Genomic DNA, 21,148 nt, shown 5'->3' with positions numbered 1-21,148 from the left:
AGGAGTAGAGATGAGTATTCGAGTAATTATTGCCGGTTTTAAGGGAAAGATGGGCCAGGCTGCTTGTCAGATGGTCTTGGCTGATCCAGACTTGGACTTGGTCGCAGTTTTGGACCCTTTTGAGTCTGAGTCAGAATGGCAGGGAATTCCTGTCTTCAATGATAAGGCTGACTTGGCTGGTGTTGAAGCGGATGTCTGGGTGGATTTTACTACACCAGCCGTTGCCTACGAAAATACACGCTTTGCTCTTGAAAATGGCTTTGCTCCAGTCGTAGGAACAACTGGATTCACTAGTGAAGAAATTGCAGAACTAAAAACATTTTCCCGTGAACAAGATTTGGGTGGTTTGATTGCTCCTAACTTTGCCTTGGGCGCGGTCTTGCTTATGCAATTTGCGGCGCAGGCTGCCAAATATTTCCCAAATGTGGAGATTATCGAGCTCCATCATGACAAGAAAAAAGATGCTCCGAGCGGAACAGCCATTAAAACGGCTGAGTTGATGGCAGAAGTGCGTGAGTCTATCCAGCAAGGTGCGCCTGATGAGGAAGAATTGATTGCAGGTGCCCGTGGTGCTGACTTTGATGGCATGCGGATCCACTCAGTTCGTTTGCCAGGCTTAGTAGCTCATCAAGAAGTTATCTTTGGCAATCAGGGAGAAGGATTGACCCTCCGTCATGACTCCTATGATCGCAGCTCCTTCATGACAGGGGTCAATTTGGGAATCAAAGAAGTTGTCAAGCGTCATGAGCTTGTCTATGGATTAGAACACTTATTATGAGATTAACGCAAATGCCTTCTGAATTTCAGAAGGCTTTACCAGTATTAGAAAAAATTAAAGAAGCAGGCTTTGAGGCCTATTTTGTTGGGGGCTCTGTTCGAGATGCCCTCCTCAATCGTCTCATCCACGATGTGGATATCGCGACTTCTTCCTATCCAGAGGAGACCAAGCAGATTTTTCCGCGAACAGCCGATATTGGAATCGAGCACGGAACTGTTTTAGTTTTAGATGGGGACGAGGAATATGAAGTGACGACCTTTCGGACCGAAGATGTCTATGTGGACTATCGCAGACCCAGTGCGGTTTCCTTCGTGCGTTCGCTAGAAGAAGACCTCAAGCGCCGTGATTTCACAGTCAACGCCTTTGCCTTGGATGAGACAGGCGAAATCATTGACTTGTTTCATGGTTTAGAAGATTTGAAAAACCAAGTCTTGCGAGCAGTTGGAGTGGCTAGTGAACGTTTCAACGAAGATGCTCTGCGGATTATGCGTGGTTTCCGTTTTCAGGCCAGTCTCGGTTTTAAACTTGAGTCAGAAACTTTTGAGGCAATGAAGACTTTGACACCGCTTTTGGAGAAAATTTCAGTGGAGCGCACCTTCGTTGAGTTTGATAAGCTCTTGTTGGCACCTTTTTGGCGAGTTGGTCTGGCTTCCATGATTGAGAGTCGAGCTTATGACTATCTTCCAGATATGGCAGGAAGCCAAGACAAGCTCAACAAACTGTTTGATTTGAAGACTGATTTCACTTTTGAGTCTTCCGAACAAGCCTGGGCGGCTCTATTGTGGGCTATGGAGATTAAAGATGCACAGCCATTTTTGAAAGCTTGGAAAACCTCACGACAGTTTGCCAAGCAGGTGCAGGATTTACTGACTATTTTGGCTTTGCGAGAAGAAGGTGAGCTGAGCAAGCGTGATTGTTACCGCTTTGACTTGGATTCCCTTCTACAAGCTGAAAGTCTTCGTCAGGCCCAAGGGAAAGAAGTCAACCCACAAACCATCAAAGAAACTTACCATAGTTTGACCATTCATGATAAGAAAGAAATCCAGATTAATGGTGGAATTTTGATTAAGGAATATGGTTACCAGCCAGGACCAGACTTGGGAGAGATTTTAACAGAGATTGAGTTTGCCATTGTCGATGGAGAGTTGGAAAATGATCGTCAAGCTATCCATGCTTACCTGAGGGAGAAAAATGAGTGATTTTATCGTTGAAAAACTAAGCAAATCCGTTGGTGACAAGACCGTTTTTAAGGATATTTCCTTTATCATCCATGACTTTGACAGAATCGGTCTAATTGGTGTCAATGGAACGGGTAAGACCACCCTTTTGGATGTTCTTTCTGGTGTTTCAGGATTTGATGGTGACGTCAGCCCTTTTTCTGCTAAGAATGACTATAAGATTGGCTACTTGACACAGGATCCTGATTTTGATGATAGCAAGACAGTCTTGGATACGGTTCTCTCCAGCGACCTCAAGGAAATCCAGCTCATTCGTGAGTATGAGTTAATCATGCTCAACTACAGTGAGGACAAGCAAGCTCGTTTGGAACGGGTCATGGCAGAAATGGACTCTCTCCAAGCCTGGGAAATTGAAAGCCAGGTCAAGACAGTCCTCAGCAAGCTGGGTATTCAGGACTTGTCGACTCCAGTTGGTGAATTGTCAGGCGGTCTAAGAAGACGGGTTCAGTTGGCGCAAGTTCTCCTAGGAAACCACGACCTCTTGCTTCTGGACGAGCCGACCAACCACCTGGACATTGCGACCATTGAGTGGCTGACTCTTTTTTTGAAAAATTCCAAGAAGACCGTTCTCTTTATCACCCACGATCGTTATTTCCTAGATGCACTATCAACGCGGATTTTCGAGTTGGACCGAGCAGGCTTGACCGAGTATCAGGGAAATTACCAGGACTATGTTCGCCTCAAGGCTGAACAAGATGAGCGTGACGCTGCCCTTCTCCACAAAAAAGAACAACTTTATAAGCAAGAACTGGCCTGGATGCGCAGACAACCACAGGCACGTGCGACCAAGCAACAGGCCCGTATCAATCGTTTCCACGATTTGAAAAAAGAAGTTTCAGGTGGCGTTGCTGATACAGACTTGACCATGAACTTTGAAACCAGTCGGATTGGGAAAAAAGTCATCGAGTTTCAGAATGTTTCCTTCGCCTATGAAAACAAGCCCATTTTGCAAGATTTTAATCTATTGGTGCAAGCCAAAGACCGTATCGGAATCGTTGGGGATAATGGTGTCGGGAAGTCAACTCTGCTTAATCTCATCGCAGGAAGTCTTGAGCCGACTAAAGGTCAAGTTATCATCGGTGAGACGGTTCGCATTGCCTATTTCTCTCAACAAATTGAAGGTTTAGATGAAAGCAAGCGCGTTATCAATTACCTGCAGGAAGTAGCAGAAGAGGTTAAGACCAGCGGTGGTTCTACGACTTCCATCGCTGAGTTGCTGGAGCAGTTCCTTTTCCCACGTTCGACACATGGAACCTTGATTGAGAAGTTGTCTGGTGGAGAGAAAAAACGTCTTTACCTTCTAAAACTGCTTTTGGAAAAACCAAATGTTCTTCTCTTGGACGAGCCAACCAATGACCTAGACATTGCAACCTTGACAGTCTTGGAGAATTTCTTGCAGAGCTTTTCAGGTCCTGTCTTGACAGTTAGCCACGACCGTTATTTCCTGGATAAGGTAGCGACCAAGATTCTCGCCTTTGAGAATGGCAAGATTCGTCCTTTCTTTGGTCATTACACCGACTACCTTGATGAAAAAAACTTTGAAACTGATATGGCCAATCAAGTGCAAAAGGCCGAAAAGGAAAAAGTGGTCAAGGTCCGTGAAGACAAGAAGCGTATGACCTACCAAGAAAAGCAGGAGTGGGGAAGCATTGAAGGGGATATTGAAGCCTTGGAAAATCATATTGCTGCTATTGAAGAAGAGATGCAGGCAAATGGCTCTGACTTTGGCAAACTAGCGACCCTTCAGAAAGAACTAGACGAGAAAAACGAAGAACTCCTTGAAAAATACGAACGCTATGAATACCTAAGTGACTTTGATAGTTAGGTGAATAGAAAAATCCTGTCATTACGACAGGATTTTTCTATTCTTCTTTTTTAGTTTCCTGGTGGAAGATATTTTGCCAAGTCTCATGGCGACGCCAGATACTGGTATGGATGATACCATCTAACACATAGCAAATGAGCTTGGTTTTCTGACTAATGGAGGTAATCTGAATGTCCTTAATTGCAGCTTTAAGTTCTTTTTCAGCCTTATAGGCCTCTTTATCCATCTGCTCTCCATCTTGACGGATATAGATAAAGTCCTCAGCAAGGAGTTCTTCTAGTTGGTTTCCTTGGTCAATCAATTGCTCGCGCATGAGTAGTTTTTTGTAGACATTGTCTAAAATTTCATCTTCAGGTATAGGAGCAGGTTCGATATGGACATCGGTGTCAAATACTCCAAAACGCTCTTCTAGCATGGATTCGACCTGGTCTGCAATTTCGTGACTTTCATAGACTGATAAATCAGGATTCATCTCCAGCGTGATATCAAGGTAGATATTGCTACCATAGGTACGCCCTCTTTGGGACTTGACCTTACTAATCTTTGGAATTTCCATTATGGCCTTTTGGTAGTCTTCTAGTAGCTGATCATCAAAACCATCTGAAAGACTGAAGGACGATTCGATAAAGATATCATAGGCTGTCTTTAAGATAAAGAAAGTGATGATGATAGCGACTAATTTATCCACAATCGGATAATTAAAACTGCTAGCTAGGATAGCAATGGAAGTCCCAAGCGAGGTGACAGCATCGGAAAGATTGTCCTTAGCAGCTGCCTTGAGAGCCTTGGATTTGGATTTCTTACTGAGGCGTGTGTTATAGAGATAAACAGCAAACATGACTGCTGCTGAAATGGCTCCTAGAGTTGCACCCAGAGGATCAATGGGTGTTTGTTCTCGACTGAGGATTTTCTGAATGGTGTCCCGAAGAACATCAAAACCAACATAGAACATGATGATGGAAGTAATCAAGCTAGCCAAATCTTCAATCTTCCAATGACCAAAGCGATGGTCACGGTCTGCAGGTTGGCGGGCCATTCGAATCCCAATCAAGAGAGCAACATTTCCGATAATATCGGATACGTTGTTGAAACCATCCGCCACCAAACTGGAAGAATGCAGGAGGTGACCAGTTGCCAATTTTGCTGCAGACAAGAGGAGGTAGGTTGAAATGCTGATAATGGCTCCACGTTCTGCCAATTTGAGATTTGACATGGATTGGTTCATCGGGCTTCCTTTCTAGTCATATAGTATTCTTACATTATACTGGTTTTCAAAGGAAAATTCAAATTTAGTCTTGTTTCATCTGATTTAAACCCTTGAAAATTGTTCAAATTTTGATATAATAGTACTACTCAAGGGAGTAGCTGGCAGAAACCTGTGATAGTGTCGTCATTCCGAATTGTGTACTGCAAAGTATACCTTCCGGCCCTATCTTAAACAGCGAGACTTGTTATGATTAACAGGTCTCTTTTTGTTTGTCATAAAACCAAAAGAGAGCTTGTTTTGCACACAAAGTCAAGGAGGAGACATATGTCAAAAGAACAAAAACGCCAAGCGTTTTATACTCAAAGTCCTGAAGAGGTCTTGAAATCAGTTGAAGCTACTGAGCAAGGTCTTTCGTCAAGCGAAGCGCAGAAACGCCTAGCTGAATATGGGCGCAATGAACTCGAAGAGGGTGAGAAAAAATCTCTCTTGGTTAAATTCATCGAACAGTTTAAGGATTTGATGATTATTATTTTGGTGACTGCAGCCATCTTGTCCGTCATAACTTCTGGTGGGGAAGATATTGCAGATGCCATTATTATTCTAGCCGTTGTTATCATTAACGCAGCCTTTGGTGTTTACCAAGAAGGAAAAGCAGAAGAAGCCATCGAAGCCCTCAAGTCTATGTCTAGTCCAGCAGCACGTGTTATCCGTGATGGGCATATGGCTGAGATTGACTCAAAAGAATTGGTACCAGGTGATATCGTTGCCCTTGAAGCAGGTGACGTTGTACCAGCAGACCTACGTTTGCTAGAAGCCAACTCTCTCAAAATCGAAGAAGCAGCCCTAACAGGTGAGTCTGTTCCAGTCGAAAAAGACTTGACCGTCGAGCTCTCTGCAGATGCTGGTATTGGTGACCGTGTCAATATGGCCTTCCAAAACTCAAACGTTACTTATGGTCGTGGTCTTGGTGTTGTTGTCAATACTGGTATGTATACGGAAGTGGGTCATATCGCTGGCATGCTCCAAGATGCGGATGAGACGGATACACCACTCAAGCAAAACTTGAACAACCTTTCTAAGGTCTTGACCTATGCAATTTTGGTCATTGCCCTTGTTACTTTTGTAGTCGGAGTCTTCATTCAAGGTAAAAATCCACTTGGTGAGTTGATGACCTCTGTTGCGCTTGCTGTTGCAGCCATCCCAGAAGGACTTCCTGCTATCGTGACCATCGTTCTTGCCCTTGGTACTCAAGTTTTGGCAAAACGAAACTCTATCGTTCGTAAGTTGCCAGCAGTAGAAACACTTGGTTCAACTGAAATCATCGCTTCTGATAAGACCGGTACGCTTACCATGAACAAGATGACAGTCGAAAAAGTCTTCTATGATGCAGTCCTACATGATTCAGCTGATGACATTGAACTAGGTCTTGAAATGCCTCTTCTTCGTTCTGTTGTTTTGGCTAATGATACTAAGATTGATGCAGAAGGAAACCTGATCGGGGATCCAACGGAAACAGCCTTCATCCAGTATGCCTTGGACAAGGGTTACGATGTTAAAGGGTTCATAGAGAAATATCCTCGTGTAGCTGAATTGCCGTTTGACTCAGATCGTAAACTCATGTCAACGGTTCATCCATTGGCAGATGGCAAATTCCTCGTAGCAGTCAAGGGAGCCCCTGACCAACTCTTGAAACGTTGTGTTGCTCGGGATAAAGCTGGAGATGTCGCTCCGATTGATAATCAAGTCAATGACATAATTCACACAAACAACTCTGAAATGGCTCACCAAGCCTTGCGTGTCCTTGCGGGTGCTTATAAGATTATTGATAGTATTCCAGAAAATCTTACTTCTGAAGAGCTTGAAAACAACTTGATCTTTACTGGATTGATTGGGATGATTGACCCTGAACGTGCCGAAGCTGCAGAAGCTGTTCGTGTGGCTAAGGAAGCTGGAATCCGTCCAATCATGATTACGGGTGACCATCAAGATACTGCAGAAGCTATTGCCAAACGTTTGGGAATTATTGATGCAAATGATACAGAAGGCCACGTTTTAACTGGTGCTGAGCTCAACGAACTGTCAGATGAAGACTTTGAAAAAGTAGTTGGTCAATATTCTGTTTATGCCCGTGTGTCTCCAGAACACAAGGTTCGTATCGTCAAGGCTTGGCAAAAACAAGGTAAGGTTGTTGCTATGACAGGTGACGGTGTTAATGATGCGCCAGCTCTGAAAACAGCCGATATCGGTATCGGTATGGGAATCACTGGTACAGAGGTTTCTAAGGGGGCTTCTGACATGATTCTTGCAGATGATAACTTTGCGACCATTATCGTCGCAGTTGAAGAAGGACGTAAGGTCTTCTCAAACATTCAAAAGACTATTCAGTACTTACTTTCTGCCAATACTGCTGAAGTATTAACTATCTTCTTATCAACCTTGTTTGGTTGGGACGTCTTGCAGCCAGTTCATCTTTTGTGGATCAACTTGGTAACCGATACCTTCCCAGCTATCGCTCTTGGTGTTGAACCTGCTGAGCCAGGTGTTATGACCCACAAACCTCGTGGACGTAAGTCAAGCTTCTTCTCAGGTGGTGTTTTGAGTTCTATCATCTATCAAGGTGTACTCCAAGCAGCTATTGTTATGAGTGTTTATGGACTTGCAATTGCTTACCCAGTTCATGTGGGTGACAATCATGCCATTCATGCGGATGCCCTTACTATGGCCTTTGCAACCCTTGGTTTGATTCAACTATTCCATGCCTACAATGTCAAGTCTGTTTACCAGTCTATTTTGACTGTTGGTCCATTTAAATCTAAAACTTTCAACTGGTCAATCTTGGTTTCATTTATTTTACTAGCATCAACTATTGTTATCGACCCATTAGAAAGCATCTTCCACGTAACCAAACTAGACTTGTCACAATGGGCCATTGTTCTGGCTGGAAGCTTCTCAATGATACTTATCGTAGAAATCGTTAAGTTTGTTCAACGTAAACTTGGTCTTGATAAGAACGCGATTTAAAAAGAAAGTCATCTTCGGATGGCTTTTTTGCATTTGAGGAGAATAGTTAGGAGTTATCCACTTTTATGCTATAATAAAGTAAAATGGCAAGGAGTGAAAGAAATGGAAAAGAAAATTGTCCGAGATGTCTTATTCCTATCGCAAGTTTCGAAAGCTGCAAGTCAGGAAGACCTTTATCTGGCTAGAGATTTACAGGATACCCTGCTAGCCAATCGCGAGACCTGTGTTGGTCTGGCGGCAAATATGATTGGGGTGCAGAAGCGGGTGATTATCTTTAATCTTGGCTTGGTTCCCATAGTTATGTTTAACCCCATTCTCCTTTCCTCTGAAGATCCTTACGAGACAGAGGAAGGTTGTTTGTCCTTGACTGGGGTACGGCCAACGACTCGCTATGAAACGATTACGGTTTCCTATCGCGATAGCAAGTGGCAGGAACAGACCATTACACTGACAGGTTTTCCAGCTCAGATCTGCCAACATGAACTGGATCATTTGGAAGGACGAATTATTTAGGAGGAACTCAGATGAAACGTATACTCTTTGAACTTGTTTTTATCGCAACGACCTGGTATATCTTTTTACCACCACTTAATCTTACGAGTTGGGAATTTATCTTTTTCCTATGCGGACATTTGGTGGTGATGGGAATTTTGTTTAGTTTTCGAAGGGATACCAATCCTTTCAAGACAGTTCATGTACGTCATGGCAAGGTTGCCAACGAACTCAATCTAGAAGGGCTTCATTTTAATAGACTAGGTGGAGGATTGTTGCTGGCCGCGGGACTTATCTTTGCCCTTGCTGGTCTGGTAAGCCTAGTAACTTCTAGCTTTTTCCAAGCAAAAAATTATGCTAATGTGGTGTCCATCACAGAAAAAGACTTTAAAGATTTTCCTAAGAGTGATACCAGTAAGGTTCCAATCCTAGATCGGAGCACTGCAGAAAAGATTGGTGACCGTTACCTGGGGTCTCTGACGGATAAGGTCTCCCAGTACGTAGCAGCAGATACTTATACCCAGCTGACAGTTGATGGCAAGCCCTATCGGGTGACACCTTTGGAATATGCTGATCCGATTAAATGGTTCAATAATCAGTCCAAGGGGATTGGCGAGTATATCAAGGTTGATATGGTGACAGGAAATGCGGAATTGGTGGATTTAAAAACACCGATGAAGTATTCAGACTCCGAGTATTTTAACCGAGACGTCAAACGTCATCTTCGGATCAAGTACCCAACCAAAATTTTTAAAACCCCATCCTTTGAGGTGGATGATGAAGGCAATCCTTTCTATGTAGCAACAGTTTATCAAAAGCAGTTTGGTCTAGGAGTTCCTCGTCCTTCATCTGTTATTATCTTAGACGCCACCAATGGAGAAACCAAGGAATACAGCTTGGATGAAGTGCCAGAATGGGTAGACCGTGTCTATCCTGCTGAAGAAACTATCGAACAAATCAACTACAACGGCAAGTATAAAGACGGCTTCTGGAATGCCTTGATTTCTAAGAAAAATGTTACCCAAACGACAGAGGGCTATAACTATCTTTCTATCGGAAATGACATTTATCTCTACACGGGTGTGACTTCAGCAAATGCTGACGAAAGTAATCTAGGATTTATCCTTGAAAACATGCGCACTGGTGAAATCACCAAGTACAATCTAGCTTCAGCAACTGAAGAATCAGCCCGTGCTTCCGCAGAAGGAGCAGTTCAGGAGAAGGCCTACAAGGCGACCTTCCCTATTCTTGTCAATCTCAATGACAAACCTCTCTATATCATGGGCTTGAAGGACAATGCAGGCTTGGTCAAGGAGTATGCATTGGTCGATGCAGTGGAGTACCAAAACGTCATCGTAGCAGCTACGGTAGATGAACTCCTCATCAAATATGCCAATAAAAATGACCTCGAGCTGGATAATGAAACGATAGAAAATATCAAGGGTGTGGTTGCGGATCTGAAATCAGCTGTTATCAAGGGTGACACCGTCTACTTCTTTAAAGTTGATGGCAAGATATACAAGGTCAAGGCTTCGGTATCAGACGACCTTCCTTACCTTGAAAATGGCCAATCTTTCGAAGGTCAAGTCGGTAAAGATAATTATCTCAAAACCTTTAAAGTCAAGTAAAAGAAACCTCGGTATGAGCCGAGGTTTTTAAGATGAAATTCTTGGTCGTGATTGAAAAATATGCTACACTAACAATATGAAAATTTTAATCCCAACAGCCAAAGAAATGAACACAAACCTTCCTCTTGTCGAAGCGCTACCCTTGAGTGAAGAAAGTCAGGCAGTCCTTGACTCACTGGCGCACTACTCAGCTAGTGAATTGGAAAGCTTTTATAAGGTATCTGCCGAGAAAGCAGAAGAAGAGTACGCTCATATTCAAGCTCTAAAAGATCAGAGCGCTAAGAATTATCCAACCTTGAAACTTTTTGATGGTCTCATGTATCGCCACATCAAACGAGATGGGTTAACCGAGGCTGAACAAACCTATCTTAAAAATCATGTCCTAATTACATCAGCTTTGTATGGCGTAGTTCCAGCCCTATCTCCAATGGCTCCTCACCGTTTGGACTTCTTGATGAAGTTAAAAGTCACTGGTAAGACTTTAAAGAGTCATTGGAAGTCAGCCTACGATGAGGCGCTAGAGGATGAGGACTTGATATTTTCTCTCTTGTCATCAGAGTTTGAAACAGTATTTTCTAAGGAAATCAGAGAAAATATGGTGACCTTCAAATTTATGGAGGACAAGGCAGGCCAGTTGAAAATCCACTCAACCATTTCAAAAAAAGCCCGTGGCGCCTTTTTGACAGCCTTGATAGAAGGGCAAGTTCAAACAGTCGAACAAACTCGTAAGCTCCGCTTCGCCGGCTTTGAATACCAACCTGATTTATCAAGTGACTTAGAACTCGTCTTTGTGAAACAAGCATAAAACCAGCTCGAATGAGCTGGTTTTTGCTGGATTAGTTGATGGCTGCAAGAAGGTTGTCAGCTTGTTTTTCAAGTGATGAAGCAGTTGCTTCTTCTAACACCAATTTTCCGTCTGCCCAAGCAGAGTCATTGACACGAGCGGCAGTAAAGTCACCAACGACTTGTGTGCGGATAAATGGCAAGAGGTCTTTATAAATCGCAAAGAGTTGTTCGTGACCGGCATTGGCTACAGATGAGACAGTAACAAACTTGTCTTGGAGGGCAGAAGCACCACGTGTATCAGACAAATCAATGGCACGAGAGAGCCAGTCAAGCAAGTTTTTCACTGTTCCAGGGATAGAGAAGTTGTAGACTGGAGAGAAGATCCAGATTGCATCCGCAGCAAGGACTGCTTCACGAGCAGCAGCTACAGCTGGATGAGTTGGAACTTCCAAATCTTGGCTGAAGAGAGGAACAGCTGAGTAATCAAGATAGCTGACTTCTGCTTTTCCGGCAAGTGCTTTCTCAGCTTCGAGGGCCATTTGGTGGTTGAAAGAACCTTGGCGTAGTGAACCGACGATAAATAATACTTTTTTAGACATGATGTGTCTCCTTTAGTTTAAAATTCAAAGAGCGAACTCTTTTGTTACCATCCATGTTACAACAAATGATACTAATTAGCAATAAATGTGCTCACAAATTTTTAAATTTTTTTAAAATGCGGATTAAGTCTTCCTTTTCGCCATCTTCCAAGATGCTGAGTGCTTCTACGATAGAATCAATATGGTCAGGAAGAACCTCTTCGATTTTTCTGCGTCCTGCAGGTGTTAATTTCAGGAAAAAGGATCGACGATCCTTGGGGTCGCAAGTTCTAGAAATCCACCCATCTCGAACCATATTTCGAATGACAACAGTCATGTTTCCAGAAGTGGCTAGCATTTTTTCAATCAAATCCTGAATGCGTAGTTCCCCCTTGCTATAGAGGGTTTCCAAAACTGAAAATTGAGTAGGTGTTAGCCCGTGTTCTTTAGCAGCCTTGGCTTCATATGGTTTAAAGGTTCGTATGGCTTTGTTGAGGATGATAGCTGTTTTTAAGTCTAGTTGATTATCGGAAATTTTCTCTTTCAAATATTGTTTCATAAGGTTATTTTATCAATAATGAGAGAGAAAAACAAGAACTTACATTTTATAGGAAAAGAATCTTAGAATGTTCCTGTCTTCACTTGTAATAAAAGAGGAGAGATGGTAAAATAGACGAGTGAAACTAAGACAGAAAAACGCAAAAAACAAGCTACTTTTACAGTATGGAATTGGCATTGCTCTGGTAGTACTAGTCATGACAACTTCCTTCCTTTATCTGATATCACTCAGCATGAAACCCTATCAAGATGCTAGGGTTGAAGGAGAAAAACTAGCCAAGCAGTATGCAGAATTGGAAAAGGCAGATCAGGTTGATTTCTACAATGGTCTAGAGGGCTATTACAGTGTTCTGGGACATAATAAAAAGCAAGAGGCCATTGCCGTACTGATTGAAAAGAATGACCACAAGATTTATGTCTATCAGCTTGATAAGGGGATTTCTCAAGACAAGGCAGCGACGATTTCGAGGGAAAAAGGAGCTAGCGACATTGACAAGATTACTTTTGGTCGCTATCAGGACAAGCCGATTTGGGAAGTTAAGTCAGGAAACCAGTACTATCTGGTCGACTTTGAAACAGGAGCAGTGATCCAATAAGGAGGGCATATGAAACTATCCAAACGTGTACTAGAAATGGAAGAAAGCGTCACTCTAGCTAGTGATGCAAGAGCCAAAGCATTAAAAGCTCAGGGAAAGGATGTTCTTTTCTTAACCTTGGGACAGCCTGATTTTCATACTCCTGAAAACATTCAGGATGCAGCGGTAGAAGCGATTCGTGATGGACGTGCTTCCTTCTATACAGTTGCTTCAGGCCTACCAGAGTTAAAAGCGGCTGTTAATACCTATTTTGAACGCCACTATGGGTATTCCGTAGCGGCTAACGAGGTTACCTTTGCCACTGGTGCCAAGTTCTCTCTCTACACCTTCTTTATGGCTGTGGTCAATCCAGGTGATGAGGTCATCATTCCTACACCATACTGGGTCAGCTATGGAGACCAGGTCAAAATGGCAGAAGGAGTGCCAGTCTTTGTCCAGGCAAAGGAAGACAATCACTTTAAAGTAACTGTAGAGCAGCTAGAAGCAGCCCGAACAGATAAGACCAAGGTCTTGGTTCTCAATTCGCCATCGAATCCGACTGGTATGATTTACTCTCGTGAGGAACTCATGGCTATCGGAAATTGGGCTGTTGCGCATGATGTCCTTATCCTAGCAGATGATATTTATGGTCGTTTGGTTTATAACGGGAATGAGTTTGTTCCAATTTCTAGTCTGTCAGAAGCCATTCGCAAGCAAACCATCGTGATTAATGGTGTATCTAAGGCCTATGCTATGACTGGTTGGCGGGTAGGTTATGCTGTGGGAAATCCTGAGATTATTGCTGCCATGAGCAAACTAACAGGACAAACGACCTCAAATCTGACAGCAGTATCCCAATATGCTACCATTGAAGCCCTAACTGGACCACAAGACTCTGTTGAAACCATGCGCCAGGCTTTTGAGGAACGTTTGAATACCATTTATCCTCTCTTGTGCCAAGTCCCAGGTTTTGAAGTTGTCAAGCCCCAAGGAGCCTTCTATCTTTTCCCAAATGTTAAAAAAGCGATGGAGATGAAGGGTTATACCGATGTGACAGAATTTACAACAGCTATCCTCGAAGAAGTCGGTCTTGCCTTGATTACAGGAGCTGGATTTGGAGCACCAGAAAATGTTCGTCTCAGCTATGCCACAGACTTGGATACTTTGAAAGAAGCTATTCACCGTTTGCATCAGTTTATGGAAAAATAAAACTTAGAATCTTCGCCTTTTTAGCGAAGATTTTTTGTAACGAAAATCTCGCGATTTTTCTCTAGTAGAACCTAGCTATCGCAGTCTATTTATGGTAAAATAGTGGGTAATGACGTCTTCGGACAAGTTAAACGAAAAAAGGAAGATAGATTATGACAAAACGTGTAACAATTATCGATGTAAAAGACTACGTTGGTCAAGAAGTGACCATCGGAGCCTGGGTTGCCAACAAATCTGGAAAAGGGAAAATTGCCTTCTTGCAATTGCGTGATGGAACAGCCTTCTTCCAAGGTGTAGCCTTTAAACCAAACTTTATTGAAAAGTTCGGTGAGGAAGTGGGACTAGAGAAGTTTGATACAATTAAACGCCTAAGCCAAGAAACTTCTGTTTATGTGACAGGAATTGTTAAAGAAGATGAGCGTTCTAAGTTTGGCTATGAGCTCGATATCACAGACATCGAAGTGATCGGTGAATCTCAAGACTACCCAATCACACCAAAAGAACACGGAACAGACTTCTTGATGGACAACCGTCACTTGTGGCTCCGCTCTCGTAAGCAAGTAGCGGTGATGCAAATCCGTAATGCCATCATCTATGCAACTTATGAGTTTTTTGACAAGAACGGCTTCATGAAATTTGATAGCCCAATTCTTTCAGGAAACGCGGCAGAAGATTCAACTGAACTCTTTGAAACAGACTACTTTGGAACACCAGCCTACTTGAGCCAATCAGGTCAGCTTTACCTAGAAGCAGGGGCTATGGCTCTTGGTCGTGTCTTTGACTTTGGTCCAGTATTCCGTGCTGAAAAATCAAAAACACGCCGTCACTTGACTGAGTTCTGGATGATGGACGCGGAGTACTCATACCTGACACACGATGAGTCACTTGACTTGCAAGAAGCTTATGTGAAAGCTCTTCTTCAAGGCGTTTTGGATCGTGCGCCTCAAGCCTTGGAAACCTTGGAACGTGATACAGAGCTCTTGAAACGCTACATTGCAGAGCCTTTCAAACGTATCACTTACGATCAAGCCATTGACCTTTTGCAAGAGCATGAAAACGATGAAGATGCAGACTACGAGCATCTTGAGCATGGCGATGACTTCGGTTCACCACACGAAACCTGGATTTCAAACCACTTTGGTGTGCCAACATTTGTCATGAACTACCCAGCAGCTATCAAGGCCTTCTACATGAAACCAGTTCCTGGAAACCCAGAACGCGTGCTTTGTGCAGACTTGCTTGCCCCAGAAGGTTACGGAGAAATCATTGGTGGATCTATGCGTGAGGAAGACTACGATGCCCTTGTTTCTAAGATGGAAGAACTAGGTATGGATCGTACAGAATACGAGTTCTATCTTGACCTTCGTAAATACGGTACAGTACCACATGGTGGATTTGGTATCGGTATTGAACGTATGGTCACTTTCGCAGCAGGTACAAAACACATCCGTGAAGCTATTCCATTCCCACGTATGTTACACCGTATCAAACCATAAACTAGAAAAAAGAAGATAATTTCATCTTCTTTTTTTCACTTTTATCTTGCTATCTATCAGTTTTTCTAGTATAATAGTTTATTGTGAGCAAACCTCACTTACCCCTTGCAAAGACTAGGGGTCATTAGACCAAAAGGAGGAACATATCAATGGCTAAATACGAAATTCTTTATATCATTCGTCCAAACATTGAAGAAGAAGCGAAAAACGCTTTGGTAGCACGTTTTGACTCTATCTTGACTGACAACGGTGCAACTGTTGTTGAATCAAAATCATGGGAAAAACGTCGTCTTGCATACGAAATCCAAGATTTCCGTGAAGGACTTTACCACATCGTTAACGTTGAAGCAAACGACGACTTAGCTCTTAAAGAGTTTGACCGTCTTTCAAAAATCAACGCTGACATTCTTCGTCACATGATCGTCAAACTTGACGCGTAAGAAGGTAAATTATGATTAACAATGTTGTACTTGTAGGGCGTATGACACGTGACGCTGAGTTGCGTTATACCCCATCAAATGTAGCAGTTGCGACTTTTACTCTTGCAGTAAACCGTACATTTAAGAGTCAAAATGGCGAACGTGAGGCTGATTTCATCAATGTCGTTATGTGGCGCCAACAGGCTGAAAATCTTGCTAACTGGGCTAAAAAAGGCTCTCTTATCGGGATCACAGGCCGTATCCAGACTCGTAGTTACGATAACCAGCAAGGACAACGTGTCTACGTAACAGAAGTCGTGGCTGAGAATTTCCAAATGTTGGAAAGCCGCGGAGTGCGTGAAGGACATTCAGGTGGAGCTTATTCTGCACCAACTGCTGGTCAATCAGCACCTGCAAACCCAGTACCAGACTTTTCACGTTCTGAAAATCCATTTGGAGCAACCAATCCATTGGATATTTCAGATGATGATTTACCATTCTAATGGACAATTAATACTATAAAGGAGAAAAAACATGGCTCAACAACGTCGTGGCGGATTCAAACGCCGTAAAAAAGTTGATTACATCGCAGCAAACAAAATTGAATATGTTGATTACAAAGATACTGAGCTTCTTAGCCGTTTCGTTTCAGAACGTGGGAAAATCCTTCCTCGTCGTGTAACAGGAACTTCAGCTAAAAACCAACGTAAAGTAACAACAGCTATCAAACGCGCTCGCGTAATGGCTTTGATGCCTTTCGTAAACGAAGATTAAAAAAGAGGTCCGAGGGACCTCTTTTTCAGACTCTGACGGGTCTTTTTTTCACGAGCATGGAAATGAGAAGGCGAGTTCGGTCTGGGTGGACCTCTTTTTCAGATTTTTATGGGACTTTGTTAGAAAGGATTCCCTGTTGATCTAGTAAGATTCTTTTATCTTACTAGGTTTTTCTTTTAATCTTTATTATCGTGCTATAATGGTAGGAGAAAGCTATAAAGGAGCAACTTATGAAGACGATATGTTCAATTAGAAAAATGCAAGAATCTGACATTAAAGATCTCTCTCGAGGATTTACTAGCCAAGGTTGGCCAAGTAGAGAGGAGATTTTAACTCGATATTTTAAGGAGCAGAAAAGTGGGGAGAGAGAGGTATTAGTTGCAGAGGTTGAGGGTGCTTTAGCGGGTTATATCACAATTTTGCCCTGCGCTAAGCAGGGGCCTTTTGCAGAAATCTATCCAGAACTCTCAGATTTCAATGTCTTTGAGCCCTTTCAAAATCAAGGTATTGGAAATCTCTTGATGGAAGAAGCGGAAAAACGAGTTAAGCTCATATCGGATAAGGTGACCCTTGGTGTTGGGCTCCATTCAGGGTATGGGCCTGCCCAGAGATTGTACATCAAACGAGGTTATATTCCAGATGGTTCGGGCGTCTGGTATCAAAATCACAGACCGGCTATGGATGCTATTTGTGAAGATATCGGTGACCTTGTTTTATATCTGTCAAAAGATTTGTTTTAAGACGGATTTTATAAGGTTTAACTTTAAAATAGCAAGAAGTCGTAAATTCCTTTTTCATTAGAGAGGGATTTTTTCGTATTAGAAAATGAGATGCATTCTATGAAACGCTAAAATATAATTATCTGAATTGTTAAGAAAAAATAAATATTTAGATAATGGTAAGTTTTAGAATGTTTAAAAAATACTTCACTCAAAAAAATTTTAAGGAAACTTTAAGGCATAAGGTTTACAAGCTGTAAATCACAGCGTTACAAAAATATTACGATTATTTAAAATTAAATTAAATGCAATAATATACTTGGAAAAATTTGACATATAAATTAATTAGCGGTAAAATAATTAAGATAATCAAATTAATTGATTTGCGCAATAATTCGATATAAAGATTAATCTGATGTGTCAAATTTTATTATAGTAGAAGGATACCATAATGAAGAAATTGAAAGTGATGGTTGTTTTTGGAACACGACCAGAAGCTATTAAAATGGCCCCTTTAGTGTTAGAATTGCAAAAACATAGTGATAGTATTGAGACGATCACAGTTGTGACAGCTCAGCACCGTCAAATGCTAGATCAAGTTCTTGAAACGTTTAGCATCGAGCCACATTATGACTTGGATATTATGGGGCAAAATCAATCCCTTTTAGATATTACTGGAAAAATTTTAGAAAAGTTTGATCCAATTGTTAAGCAAGAACGTCCAGATATGATTCTTGTTCATGGAGATACAACGACAACTTTTGCAGCAAGTTTAGTTGCTTTCTATAATCAGGTACGTATCGGCCACGTTGAAGCTGGTTTGAGGACCTTTGATAAGTATTCTCCTTTCCCAGAGGAAATGAATCGTCAGATGACAGATAACCTTGCGGATCTTTATTTTGCTCCAACAAGTGAGAGTAAGGAAAATCTCCTCAAGGAAAATCATCCTGAGTCTGCTATTGTCATTACGGGAAATACAGCCATTGATGCATTGAAACTAACCGTTCAATCGGATTACTATCATGAAGTTCTAGATCAATTGGATCCAAATAAGAAACTTGTATTGGTAACCATGCACCGTCGTGAAAATCAAGGTCAACCAATGAGAAATGTCTTTACAGCTTTACGTGAGATGGTCGATCTTCATCAGGAAATTGAAGTTGTTTATCCTGTTCACCTTAGCCCTGCTGTGCAAGAAGTAGCAAAAGATATCTTAGCTGGTCACGATCGTATTCACTTGATTGAACCTTTAGATGTACTCGATTTTCATAATTTGGCTTCAAGAAGTGATTTTATCATGACTGACTCTGGCGGTGTCCAGGAAGAGGCGCCTTCCCTCGGCAAACCTGTTCTCGTCCTTCGTGATACGACGGAACGCCCAGAAGGGGTTCGCGCAGGAACCTTGAAGTTAGTTGGTACGAATCCTGCACGTGTAAAAGAAGCGATGACAGCCCTCTTAACAGATGAACCCCTTTATAGACAAATGTCTCAGGCACCAAATCCTTATGGAGATGGAAAAGCCTCTGAACGAATCGTTCGTGCTATACAACATTATTTTGGTATTGCTGAATCTGTATCCGAATTTAAAGAGGGGGAAGAGGCGTAATGAAAAAATGGAATAAATTTAGAAATTGGCTCCTCGCTTTTCTGGGGTGCGAGTCACTTCTTTTAGGGCTTTCTTTTTTCTTTGCTCGAGAGATTATTTTAGAACAAATCTTGTTTTTAGCTTTAGCCTTGTTTGCAGTATTGGTATTATCTGACCTTTTGCTTACTTGGACCCTTATCTTAACATTTGGGCTTGGACTTATCGTTTTGGTTGCGGGTGTAGTTTATATCCCAATCACTCAACTGGTGTTCTTATTGATCAGTTTTCCACTTTTGATTGGGATTCTACTTAAAGTTCGTTATTATTTCTTCAAGGTAGCTTCAAAGGTCCAAGAACAGGAGGACGCAGCTCGAGCAGATTACCAGGCTATGGTAACTGCACAAAGTGATGTGACGGTTCAATCTCTATTGATTCATTGGGCACATGAAGATTTGTTCTTCCAGATAAAACCTAAAGAGTATAACCAGATGCTCAGTCGCATTCAAGAGGTCATTGCTCAGGAATTGAGTTACAATGATAAGCTCTATTATGTTTCAGAAGGTAATTTTCTCGTTCTATCTAGTAGTAATAAGCGTTCTTTAAAGGAAGTCTATCTGAGTGATTTGCAGGAGAAACTGAGCAGTTTAGTTTTTCATGGAGAAGATGGCAATCAAGGAATTCAGTTCCAAACAGGCTATTTGGTGATTAACTCTGATAATAAAGATAAATACCAAGACTATTCGGATATTGCCAGTCATCTCAAACGTCAATTAGAGACAGATGTAATTGTAGAATATTAGGAGGGAAACATGACTCTAACCAATATATTTTTTGGCATTGCTTTGGGACTCAGTCTTACCTTTGGCATTTGTTTTGTCATATTATTTATTGCATACAGTATTCTCTACCATCGAGTGAACAAAAATTTTAAGGCGGTGAATCATGATTAGTCAAATGTTAATGATTTTTACCCTGCTTACTATTTGGATTTCTCTAGCATGGGGCTTGGTAATTCTCTTTTCAGCTGTTCACTTTTGGTTCAAACATAGTGATTTTCGTGTAGATACCTCGCCACTTCCTTATTACCCTAAGGTTACCATTGTCGTACCTGCTCATAATGAGGATGTGGTTATTGCACAGACGGCAAAAGCTATCTTGGATATGAACTACCCTCACGACCGTGTGGAGTTGCTTCTATTTGCAGATAATTGTTCGGACAACACCTATGCAGAGTGTTTGTCTGTACAAGCTATGCCTGAATATGCAGAAAGAAATCTGACTATTATCGACCGTACTGGGACAGGAGGAAAAGCAGGTGTTCTAAACGATGCCCTGAAGATGGCAACGGGAGAATACATCTGTGTCTATGATGCGGATGCTATGCCTGAAAAAAATGCCCTTTATTTCCTTGTAAAAGAAGTGATGAAGGATCCAGAACGCCACGTGGCATCTTTCGGTCGCAACAAGACTCGAAATGCCAATCAAAATTTCTTGACTCGTTGTATCAACCAAGAAATCGTTGTTACTCAGCGCGTGCACCACGTTGGAATGTGGCATCTCTTTAAAATTGGGCGTATCCCAGGGACCAACTTTATTATTCAAACCGACTTTGTAAAGAGCATCGGGGGTTGGAAAAATGGTGCCTTAACCGAGGATACCGATATTTCCTTCAAAATCATGCAGAGTGGGAAATTGATTGCCCTTGCCTATAATTCAGAGGCTTTCCAACAAGAACCTGAGACCTTAAAGAGTTACTATATGCAGCGTAAACGTTGGGCTAAAGGAAATTATGAAGTAGTTCTCTCGAACTTTAAGCATTTATTTGGCAGAGCAAACTGGCGTGTTAAACTAGAAGTCTTTAACTATTCTTGTGTTTTCTTTTGGTTTAACTTTGCCATTGTCCTCTCGGATTTGATTTTCCTAGCGAATGTGCTAGCAATCTGTCTTAATCTTTTCTTCCCAGATGTCAGGGTTCCATTTGCTTTTGATGCGGACAATATCTACATCGCCCAGCTCATGCTCTTCAACTGGATTCTCATGATTGGTCTTTATTTGATGCAAATTATGACAGCATTGGCAAGTCAATTTGGACAAGCTACTACAAAGCAAATCTGGTTGGCTTTGGCTGCCTATTTCACTTATGCACAGATGTTTATCGTTGTTTCCATTGATTCCATTTCTTCAATCGTGCTGGACAAAGTACTCCGACGGAAAGAAACCAAGTGGGTTAAAACCAAGCGATTTGCAGGATAGGAGGTTC

Annotated in this window: 20 protein-coding genes; 17 read left to right on the top strand and 3 right to left on the bottom strand. The window is 42.0% G+C overall.

Annotated features, from left to right (window positions below):
* The first annotated feature begins 10 nt into the window (after nucleotides 1–10).
* The 3 genes from dapB to HMPREF1516_RS06920 are packed head-to-tail and all read left to right on the top strand — an operon-like array spanning nucleotide 11 to nucleotide 3,841.
* Nucleotides 11–778, top strand: a complete 768-nt coding sequence (gene dapB, locus HMPREF1516_RS06930) for a 4-hydroxy-tetrahydrodipicolinate reductase (protein WP_033606161.1) — start codon at nucleotides 11–13, stop codon at nucleotides 776–778.
* On the top strand, nucleotides 775–1,977 hold the full coding sequence (locus HMPREF1516_RS06925; RefSeq protein ID WP_084647659.1) for a CCA tRNA nucleotidyltransferase: 1,203 nt from the start codon (nucleotides 775–777) through the stop codon (nucleotides 1,975–1,977). Before dapB ends, HMPREF1516_RS06925 begins: the two co-directional genes overlap by 4 nt.
* Nucleotides 1,970–3,841 (top strand): ABC-F family ATP-binding cassette domain-containing protein, encoded by a 1,872-nt coding sequence (locus HMPREF1516_RS06920; protein ID WP_033606159.1) that lies wholly within the window; start codon nucleotides 1,970–1,972, stop codon nucleotides 3,839–3,841. The genes HMPREF1516_RS06925 and HMPREF1516_RS06920 overlap by 8 nt, the downstream gene beginning before the upstream one ends.
* A gap of 37 nt (nucleotides 3,842–3,878) precedes the next feature.
* Here the strand turns inward: HMPREF1516_RS06920 and mntE are convergent, their stop codons facing one another.
* Nucleotides 3,879–5,066 carry a CDF family manganese efflux transporter MntE gene (mntE, locus tag HMPREF1516_RS06915; protein WP_033606158.1) on the bottom strand — a complete coding sequence of 396 codons (1,188 nt, stop codon included), beginning with the start codon at nucleotides 5,064–5,066 and terminating at the stop codon, nucleotides 3,879–3,881.
* Nucleotides 5,067–5,372: 306 nt separating this feature from the next.
* Here mntE and HMPREF1516_RS06910 point away from each other — a divergent pair, with 306 nt between their 5' ends.
* The 4 genes from HMPREF1516_RS06910 (at nucleotide 5,373) to yaaA (ending at nucleotide 10,994) form a co-directional block, all read left to right on the top strand.
* Nucleotides 5,373–8,069, top strand: coding sequence for a cation-translocating P-type ATPase (locus HMPREF1516_RS06910; RefSeq protein ID WP_033606157.1), 2,697 nt, complete (start codon nucleotides 5,373–5,375; stop codon nucleotides 8,067–8,069).
* 102 nt (nucleotides 8,070–8,171) lie between these two features.
* Nucleotides 8,172–8,582 (top strand): peptide deformylase, encoded by a 411-nt coding sequence (locus tag HMPREF1516_RS06905; RefSeq protein ID WP_033606156.1) that lies wholly within the window; start codon nucleotides 8,172–8,174, stop codon nucleotides 8,580–8,582.
* Nucleotides 8,583–8,593: 11 nt separating this feature from the next.
* Nucleotides 8,594–10,189, top strand: a complete 1,596-nt coding sequence (locus HMPREF1516_RS06900) for a hypothetical protein (protein ID WP_033606155.1) — start codon at nucleotides 8,594–8,596, stop codon at nucleotides 10,187–10,189.
* 76 nt (nucleotides 10,190–10,265) lie between these two features.
* A complete protein-coding gene (gene yaaA, locus HMPREF1516_RS06895; RefSeq protein ID WP_033606154.1) occupies nucleotides 10,266–10,994 on the top strand; it encodes a peroxide stress protein YaaA in 729 nt (242 codons plus the stop codon).
* A 31-nt stretch (nucleotides 10,995–11,025) separates the two neighbouring features.
* On the opposite strand, the gene HMPREF1516_RS06890 is transcribed toward yaaA, so the two are convergent.
* Together HMPREF1516_RS06890 and HMPREF1516_RS06885 are read right to left on the bottom strand one after the other, a co-directional pair.
* Entirely contained in the window at nucleotides 11,026–11,574 is a 549-nt protein-coding gene (locus HMPREF1516_RS06890; protein ID WP_033606153.1) for an NADPH-dependent FMN reductase, read from the bottom strand.
* Nucleotides 11,575–11,665: 91 nt separating this feature from the next.
* Nucleotides 11,666–12,112, bottom strand: coding sequence for a MarR family winged helix-turn-helix transcriptional regulator (locus tag HMPREF1516_RS06885; RefSeq protein WP_050595437.1), 447 nt, complete (start codon nucleotides 12,110–12,112; stop codon nucleotides 11,666–11,668).
* A 118-nt stretch (nucleotides 12,113–12,230) separates the two neighbouring features.
* On the opposite strand from HMPREF1516_RS06885, the gene HMPREF1516_RS06880 reads away from it, so the two are divergent.
* From HMPREF1516_RS06880 to HMPREF1516_RS06835, 10 genes are all read left to right on the top strand, one after another.
* On the top strand, nucleotides 12,231–12,707 hold the full coding sequence (locus tag HMPREF1516_RS06880; RefSeq protein WP_000776862.1) for a cell wall elongation regulator TseB-like domain-containing protein: 477 nt from the start codon (nucleotides 12,231–12,233) through the stop codon (nucleotides 12,705–12,707).
* A 9-nt stretch (nucleotides 12,708–12,716) separates the two neighbouring features.
* Nucleotides 12,717–13,895: a pyridoxal phosphate-dependent aminotransferase gene (locus HMPREF1516_RS06875; RefSeq protein ID WP_033606152.1), complete on the top strand. Its 1,179-nt coding sequence runs from the start codon at nucleotides 12,717–12,719 to the stop codon at nucleotides 13,893–13,895.
* Between the two features lie 152 nt (nucleotides 13,896–14,047).
* Nucleotides 14,048–15,391 carry an asparagine--tRNA ligase gene (asnS, locus tag HMPREF1516_RS06870; RefSeq protein WP_033606151.1) on the top strand — a complete coding sequence of 448 codons (1,344 nt, stop codon included), beginning with the start codon at nucleotides 14,048–14,050 and terminating at the stop codon, nucleotides 15,389–15,391.
* Between the two features lie 149 nt (nucleotides 15,392–15,540).
* Nucleotides 15,541–15,831 carry a 30S ribosomal protein S6 gene (gene rpsF, locus HMPREF1516_RS06865; protein ID WP_033606150.1) on the top strand — a complete coding sequence of 97 codons (291 nt, stop codon included), beginning with the start codon at nucleotides 15,541–15,543 and terminating at the stop codon, nucleotides 15,829–15,831.
* Between the two features lie 11 nt (nucleotides 15,832–15,842).
* A complete protein-coding gene (ssbA, locus tag HMPREF1516_RS06860; RefSeq protein WP_000609595.1) occupies nucleotides 15,843–16,313 on the top strand; it encodes a single-stranded DNA-binding protein SsbA in 471 nt (156 codons plus the stop codon).
* A 31-nt stretch (nucleotides 16,314–16,344) separates the two neighbouring features.
* Nucleotides 16,345–16,584, top strand: a complete 240-nt coding sequence (gene rpsR / locus HMPREF1516_RS06855) for a 30S ribosomal protein S18 (RefSeq protein ID WP_000068664.1) — start codon at nucleotides 16,345–16,347, stop codon at nucleotides 16,582–16,584.
* 230 nt (nucleotides 16,585–16,814) lie between these two features.
* Nucleotides 16,815–17,324, top strand: coding sequence for a GNAT family N-acetyltransferase (locus HMPREF1516_RS06850; RefSeq protein WP_033606149.1), 510 nt, complete (start codon nucleotides 16,815–16,817; stop codon nucleotides 17,322–17,324).
* A gap of 430 nt (nucleotides 17,325–17,754) precedes the next feature.
* Complete coding sequence (wecB, locus tag HMPREF1516_RS06845) at nucleotides 17,755–18,909, top strand: non-hydrolyzing UDP-N-acetylglucosamine 2-epimerase (RefSeq protein WP_033606148.1); 1,155 nt, start codon at nucleotides 17,755–17,757, stop codon at nucleotides 18,907–18,909.
* A complete protein-coding gene (locus HMPREF1516_RS06840) occupies nucleotides 18,909–19,688 on the top strand; it encodes a hypothetical protein (RefSeq protein WP_033606147.1) in 780 nt (259 codons plus the stop codon). Before wecB ends, HMPREF1516_RS06840 begins: the two co-directional genes overlap by 1 nt.
* A gap of 142 nt (nucleotides 19,689–19,830) precedes the next feature.
* The gene (locus tag HMPREF1516_RS06835; protein ID WP_033606146.1) at nucleotides 19,831–21,141 is read left to right on the top strand and encodes a glycosyltransferase family 2 protein; all 1,311 of its coding nucleotides are present in this window, start codon (nucleotides 19,831–19,833) and stop codon (nucleotides 21,139–21,141) included.
* Nucleotides 21,142–21,148: the final 7 nt, after the last annotated feature.

Source organism: Streptococcus sp. CM6 (genome assembly GCF_000526095.1).
In the GTDB taxonomy this organism is placed as follows: Bacteria; Bacillota; Bacilli; order Lactobacillales; family Streptococcaceae; genus Streptococcus; species Streptococcus oralis_BW.
The sequence above is the reverse complement of the archived record's forward strand: the minus strand, read 5'-3'. Positions and strand labels throughout refer to the sequence as shown.